General features: G+C 63.0%; 4 protein-coding genes and 2 pseudogenes. All 6 read right to left on the bottom strand.

Features of this window, described 5'->3' with window-relative positions; all coding sequences use genetic code 11:
* Positions 1-691 (bottom strand): NAD(P)-binding protein (locus tag VNQ78_RS11000; RefSeq protein WP_325689608.1); only part of this gene is annotated, 691 nt, incomplete at its 3' end.
* A 10-nt stretch (positions 692-701) separates the two neighbouring features.
* Positions 702-1,799 carry a sn-glycerol-3-phosphate ABC transporter ATP-binding protein UgpC gene (locus tag VNQ78_RS10995; protein ID WP_325689606.1) on the bottom strand — a complete coding sequence of 366 codons (1,098 nt, stop codon included), beginning with the start codon at positions 1,797-1,799 and terminating at the stop codon, positions 702-704.
* 3 nt (positions 1,800-1,802) lie between these two features.
* A pseudogene (locus tag VNQ78_RS10990) lies at positions 1,803-2,656 on the bottom strand (carbohydrate ABC transporter permease).
* Between the two features lie 25 nt (positions 2,657-2,681).
* A complete protein-coding gene (locus VNQ78_RS10985; RefSeq protein ID WP_325689604.1) occupies positions 2,682-3,578 on the bottom strand; it encodes a sugar ABC transporter permease in 897 nt (298 codons plus the stop codon).
* A gap of 58 nt (positions 3,579-3,636) precedes the next feature.
* Entirely contained in the window at positions 3,637-4,890 is a 1,254-nt protein-coding gene (locus tag VNQ78_RS10980) for an ABC transporter substrate-binding protein (RefSeq protein ID WP_325689601.1), read from the bottom strand.
* A 70-nt stretch (positions 4,891-4,960) separates the two neighbouring features.
* Positions 4,961-5,950, bottom strand: a pseudogene (gene hisD, locus VNQ78_RS10975) (histidinol dehydrogenase); the annotation flags it as partial.
* Between the last annotated feature and the right edge of the window lie 129 nt (positions 5,951-6,079).

Below are 6,079 nucleotides of genomic sequence, written 5' to 3'. Positions count from 1 at the left end.
GGATCACCTGCGCCCCGGTCATCAGGGAGACATTCGGGTGCTTCAGCGCTTCGGCGAGCGGGCCGACTTCGGCATCGATCTTGCCCGCACCGCCGGTATTCGGGAAGGCGTCCCAGCCCGTTTTTCCCCGCGCCAGCCAGGCCTCAATGTCGATGGCAAGGGGTAGGCTTGCCGGATGGACCCCGGCGCGCGTGAGCCGCTCGCGCACCAGCCGCAGAGCCGGTTCATCGGGCACGGGGGGGAAGGGGTAGGAACCCGACCGGGGAGGCTCGGTCGGGTCCTCCTGCGCGGTCCCGCGGACGCGGAACAGCGCCTCGGCCTTGGCATACCAGGGCTCCATCTCGGCATAGGATATGTCCCAACCGGGGGAATTGCCGCGCAGATGCCGCCTTGGCCGGAAATCCTCGGCGCGGTAGCGATACATGACCGCGCCGTAGAATTTCGAATTGCCGCCGACATAGTAGTAGTTGCCAGGCAGGAATTTCTGCCCGTCCGACCCTGTCCATTCCTCGGACGAGCGGTAGACTCCCTTCTCGAAGATCGCGACATCGTCGCGAGCATCCGGGCTGTCGGGGAGGTGCTCCCCCCTTTCGAGGATCAGGACCCGCAGCCCCGAGGGCGCAATGGCCGAAGCGAGTGTGCTGCCGCCAATGCCCGAGCCGATGATGATGACGTCGCTGTCGGTGGTCATTCCACTTGCCTCAGTCAATGCGCAGTTCAGTCTTGGGGTCGAAGAGGACCACCTTCGCAGTCTCGACTGCAAGCCTTGCCGTCTGTCCTGCGCGGACGGCGAGTGGCGCGAGACGCGCGATGACATCGCTGCCGCCCAAGGTGAAGTTGGCCAGCGTGTCGGGGCCGGTCGGCTCGACCACCTCGATCATCGCCTCGACGCCATTGGCATCTCCCGCCGCGACCGAAAAGCCCTCGGGGCGGATGCCAATCAGAACTAGCTGGCCCGCATAGCGTCGGCGGGCATCATCGCTGATTGCCACGCCCGAGATGCGCGACTTGCCGCCATTCGGTTGGTCCATCACCAGCACCGGCCCACTCGGTCCATCCTCCAGCCTGCCGGGGATGATGTTCATCGCGGGCGAGCCGACGAAACGCGCCACATAGACATTGGCCGGGCGGTCATAGACGGATTGCGGCTCGTCCAGATGCTGGACGATGCCGTCCTTCATCACCGCGACGCGGGTGGCGAGCGTCATCGCCTCGATCTGGTCATGGGTGACATAGACGATGGTGGTGCCAAGGCGCTGATGCAGGCGCTTGATCTCGGTCCGCATGTCGACGCGCAGCTTAGCGTCGAGGTTCGACAGCGGCTCGTCGAAGAGGAACAGTTTGGGGTGACGGACGAGCGCGCGGCCCATCGCGACCCGCTGGCGCTGGCCCCCCGACAGCTGCGAGGGCTTGCGGTCCAGCAGATGCGACATCTGCAGCAGTTCGGCCGCCTCGCGGGTCGCGCGCTCACGCTCCGCAGGCGGGACGCCCCGGATCTTCATGCCGAATTCGATGTTCTGGCGCACCGTCATCGTCGGGTAGAGCGCATAGGATTGGAACACCATCGCGATGTCGCGGTCCTTGGGCGAAAGGTCGTTGACGGTATCGCCGTCGATGCGGATCTCGCCCCCGGTAATCGTCTCAAGCCCCGCGATCATATTGAGCAGCGTGGATTTTCCGCAGCCCGAGGGGCCAAGCAGGACGAGGAAGTCGCCGCTGCCGATGGAGATGCTGACCTCTTTCAGTACCTCCATCGTGCCATAGGCCTTGCGGACACGGTCTATTTCCAGAGTAGCCATCGGTCAGCCTTTCACTGCGCCGGCAGTCAGTCCACGGACGAAATAGCGGCCCGCGACGACATAGACGAAAAGGGTGGGAAGGGCGGCGATCATGGCGGCGGCCATGTCGACATTGTATTGCTTGCGGCCCATGGTCACGTTCACCACGTTGTTCAGCGCGACGGTCACGGGTGACGATTCACCTGCGGTGAACGAGACGCCGAACAGGAAGTCGTTCCAGATCTGGGTGAATTGCCAGATGCAGGAGACGACCATGATCGGCAGTGCCGCTGGCAGCATGATCGAGAAGAAGATGCGGAAGAATCCCGCGCCGTCGATCTGCGCCGCCTTGGTCAGCTCATCCGGGATGGTGACGAAGTAGTTCCGGAAGAAGAGCGTCGTGAAGCAGATGCCATAGACCGTGTGGACCAGCACGAGGCCCGGAATGGTCCCCGACAGGTCCCCGACAGGCCCAGCTTGCCCAGAACCTGCGCCATGGGCAGGATCACCGCCTGAAACGGCAGGAAGCAGCCGAACAGCAGCAATCCGAAGATCAGGTTCGAGCCCCTGAAGCGCCATTTCGTCAGGACATAGCCATTCAGCGCGCCGATCCCGGTTGAAAGCAGGACGGCCGGGATGACCATCATCAGCGAATTGACGAAATAGGGCTTCAGCCCGGTGCAGGCGGTGCCGATGCAGGCCTGGCTCCATGCCTTGGCCCAGGCCTCGAAGGTCAGGATCTTCGGCACCCCGATGAAGGAGCCACCATAGATTTCGTCCAGCGGCTTCAGCGAGGTCACGACCATGACCCAGAGCGGCATGAGGTAGAAACCCGCAAGCCCGATCAACCCGCCATATATCATCATCCGCCCGATCATGCGCGAACGCGCGGCAGAGCCATATTCAATGGCCATGGCGATCCTCCTTCAGCTCGGAGTAGAGATAGGGGACGATGATCGCGGCGACGGTCATCAGCATCATTATCGCGCTTGCCGCGCCGACGCCCATCTGGTTTCGCCGGAAGACCGAAGAGAACATGAAGGTCGAGGGCACCTCAGTCGCGCTACCCGGACCGCCATTGGTCATCGCGAGCACGAGGTCGAAGTTCTTGATCGAGATATAGCTCAGGAGGACGATCACCGACAGAAAGGCCGGGCGCAGCATGGGGACGATGATGCTGGCATAGATGCGGGGCAGGGATGCCCCCTCGATCTGGGCGGCCTTGATCACCGAATTGTCGATGCCCCGCAGCCCGGCCAGAAAGATCGCCATGGCGAAGCCCGAGCTTTGCCAGACCGCCGCGATCACGATGGTATAGATCGCGAAATCGGGCTGGGTGATCCAGTTGAAGACGAAGCTCTCCCAGCCGAGCCCATTCACCACCTTCTGGATGCCGAGATTGGGGTTCAGGATCCATTTCCAAGCGGTGCCCGTCACGATGAAGGACAAAGCCATCGGATAGAGGTAGATGGCCCTCAGCGCGCCCTCGGCCCGGATGTTCTGATCAAGCAGGATCGCCATGAGCAGCCCGACCGCGATGGTCACGGTCAGAAACAGCGCCGAGAATATGAAGAGGTTCGCGACGGCGGTGTGCCAGCGCGGCGTGGCCCAGAGCCGGTAATATTGCTCCAGCCCGACGAAATCGTATTGCGGCACCATCTTGGAGGACGAGAGCGAGATCCAGCCGGTCCAAGCGATAAAGAGATAGACCCCCACAATGACCGCGAGAAGACTTGGCGCCAAGACCAGACGCGGCAACCAGTCGGCGAACCGGTCCGTGATGCTTTTCCTTCGGGCCATGACGGTCCTCCGCGGGGTTGGGGTGGACCCGCCGATCCTGAGATCGGCGGGCTGCGGATCAGCGGGCGTTATCGATGCCATCGACCAGCAACTGCACTGCGTCCTCGGAGGACATTTCGTTGACGAAGAACTGGGCGGCGACGTCGCCGAACACGGCCGCGAATTGCGGCTGCGCCGCAAAGCCATGTGTCGCCCCGCCCAGCATCGCATTGCTTTCGATCGCCGTCGCGCGCTCCTCGAAGCCCTTCTTGGCGCAATCGTCGAAATCGTCGACGCCAAGATCGGTGCGGGCCGGGATCGAACCCTTGATCAGGTTGAAGTCATGCTGAACCTTGGGATCCATGACGACTTCGGCCAGCGCCACCTGCGCCTTTGACACTTCGGGGTCCGAGACCTTGAACATGCCGAAGCTGTCGATCACGAACTGGAAGGAGGGCGTTTCCGACGGTGTCGCAAAGCACAGGAAATCGGTGCCCGGTTTCAGGCCCTTTGCCAGAAACTCGCCCTTGGCCCAGTCGCCCATGACCTGCATCGCGGCCTGCCCGTCGATCACCATGCCGGTCGCGACCGCCCAGTCGCGGCCGTTAAAGCCGTCATCGACCAGACCGCGTACCTGACGCAGCGTGTCGAAGACCTGTTTCATCGTATCCGAGTTGAGCGCCTCGGGATCCAGATCGACCAGCGCCTTGCGGTAGAAATCGGGGCCGCCGATATCCGAGACGAGAGCGTCGAAGACCACCTGAATTTGCCAAGGCTCGTCGCCAATCGCGAGGGGGATGATGCCCGCGGCCTTCAGCTTCTCGCCATCGGCGATCAGCTCGGCCCAGGTCTTGGGCTGTTCGATCCCGGCCTTGTCGAAAGCGGCCTTGTTGGCCCAGACCCAGTTCTGGCGGTGCATGTTGATCGGCACCGCGATCAGGTTATCGCCATTCTTGACAAAGGGCAGAACCTGCGGCGCGATCGTCGCCTGCCAGCCATTGGCCTTGTCGAGGTCGTTCAGGTCGCGCATCACTCCTTCGGAGGACCAGTCGATGCCCTCCCAGCCGATGAACTGCATCGCGCCGGGCGGGTTGCCCGCAGCCAGTCGCGACCGCAGAGCTTGCTGCATATTACCGCCGGACATGCCGCCGACCGCGCTGTCCTGCCAGCCATAGCCCTTGGCAGCCAGCGCCTCGCGGATGGTGTTCAGCGCCGCAACCTCGCTTTCCGAGACCCAGTGATGCAGCACCTCGATCTTGGTTTCGGCGCGCGCCGGCAGGGCGGTGGCCAGAGCCAGCGTGCTGGCGATCAGGGCAGAAGACAGTTTTCTCATGGTGGATTCCCCGTGTTGGATGAGATGAGAAAGCCCGGCGGCGTTCCGCGCGTCTCGGGATGAAATGGGATCAGGCATCGACGGCGGCCCCGTATCCGACATTGCGCTTGCCGTAGCGGCGGACGCGGATATTGGCCTGCTCGGCATGGCCGACGAAGCCCTCCATGTGGCATAGGCGCGAGGCATAGGCGCCGATCATGCCCGAGGCCTCGTCGGTCAGAACCTTCTGATAGGTGCAAGTTTTCAGGAACTTGCCGACCCAGAGCCCGCCGGTATAGCGCGCGGCCCTGAGCGTCGGCAGGGTGTGGTTGGTGCCGATGACCTTGTCGCCGAAGGCAACATTCGTGCGGGCACCAAGGAACAAGGCCCCGTAGTTGGTCATGTTGTTCAGGAAGTAGTCGGGGTCCGAAGTCATCACCTGAACATGTTCGGAAGCGATGCGGTCGCCCTCGGCCACCATTTCGTCCAGCGTGTCGCAAAGGATGATCTCGCCGTAATCCTCCCATGCCTTGCGTGCGATTTCGGCGGTTGGAAGGATGGCCAGCAGACGCTCGATCTGGGCCAGCGTGTCGCGGACCAGTTTCTCGGAATTGGTGATCATCACGGCGGGGGAATTGGCGCCATGCTCGGCCTGACCGAGCAGATCGGTGGCGCAGATCTCGCCGTCGACCGTGTCATCGGCGATGACCAGCGTCTCGGTCGGGCCAGCAAACAGGTCGATCCCGACACGGCCAAACAACAGGCGTTTGGCCTCGGCCACATAGGCATTGCCGGGACCGGCCAGCATGTCGACCGGATCGATGCTCTCGGTGCCAAGGCCCATGGCGGCGATCGCCTGCACACCGCCGAGGCAATAGATCTCGTCCGCGCCGGCGAGTGCCTGAGCTGCGACAATCTTTTCGGCGATCTTGCCCTTGAACGGCGGGGCGCAGGTGATGACGCGCCCGCAGCCCGCGACCTTGGCGGTCAGCACCGTCATATGGGCCGAGGCCAGCAGCGGATATTTCCCCCCCGGAACATAGCAGCCGACATTCCGAATCGGCACGTTTCGCCGTCCCAGGCTCCAGACCCATTGATTTCGTGCCTTTGGCGTGTTTCAGGCTCCGCAAGGAGAACTGACCGATGGGCAATTTTTTCTGGCTGAGCGAGGCGCAGATGGAGCGGCTAAGGCCCTTCTTTCCCAAGAGCC

It is taken from the genome of Paracoccus sp. (in: a-proteobacteria) (assembly GCF_035556475.1).
Lineage (GTDB): Bacteria > Pseudomonadota > Alphaproteobacteria > Rhodobacterales > Rhodobacteraceae > Paracoccus.
The sequence above is the reverse complement of the archived record's forward strand: the minus strand, read 5'-3'. Positions and strand labels throughout refer to the sequence as shown.